At 32.6% G+C, this 647-nt stretch carries 1 protein-coding gene; it reads right to left on the bottom strand.

Annotated features, from left to right (window positions below):
- Positions 1-601 (bottom strand): hypothetical protein (locus R7Q46_RS27765; RefSeq protein WP_318078373.1); only part of this gene is annotated, 601 nt, incomplete at its 3' end.
- Positions 602-647 lie beyond the last annotated feature (46 nt).

Raw genomic sequence — 647 nt, 5'->3', positions numbered from 1 at the left:
TATCAGTTAATTTTTTATCATAGAAAAGCATATTCTGAAAAAGAATATCAGGCATAACGTATGCGTCTAATACTTGTTTAATTCTGTACATTGACTGATACAGATCTTGTGCTTCTACAGCAGTCAAAAGACCATCTAAAGCAAGCTTTTCAACAATATCTGCAACATCATGGATTGGCTTTGATATCTTTGCCGCCTCTTTCTTAATTCCAGCTCTATCAATATCGAAATAACCACGGCATTCATTCACTTTTGCTTCATGATATATTCTATAATAAGATTTGTGTTTAGCTATAAACTTGTCGTAAGCCCCTTTGGTAACATTATACTCCCCTGACTTTACACATTCAGTTACATCGTTTTCTAGAAACTCTTCAAATGTATACTTTGGAATGTCATCAATACGTTTTTTGGCAACAATGACAACCTTATTCTTAGGACAGCCATTTCTTACTTCTTCATCACATCTTTTAATATTTAGTCGAAGATAAAGAGTCATTCCTTTCCTATGTCGATACGGAGTGAAGTTCTTACCATCATCAAGTATATTATTTCTTTTCTTATCAATCGCGACATTCATTGCATCTGCATAATTAGCCATAACTTAAACCTTACAATTTATTCTTATCTTTTAATACAAGATACCA

It is taken from the genome of Vibrio sp. 811 (genome assembly GCF_033339195.1).
This window is presented reverse-complemented; position numbering and strand designations above follow the sequence as displayed.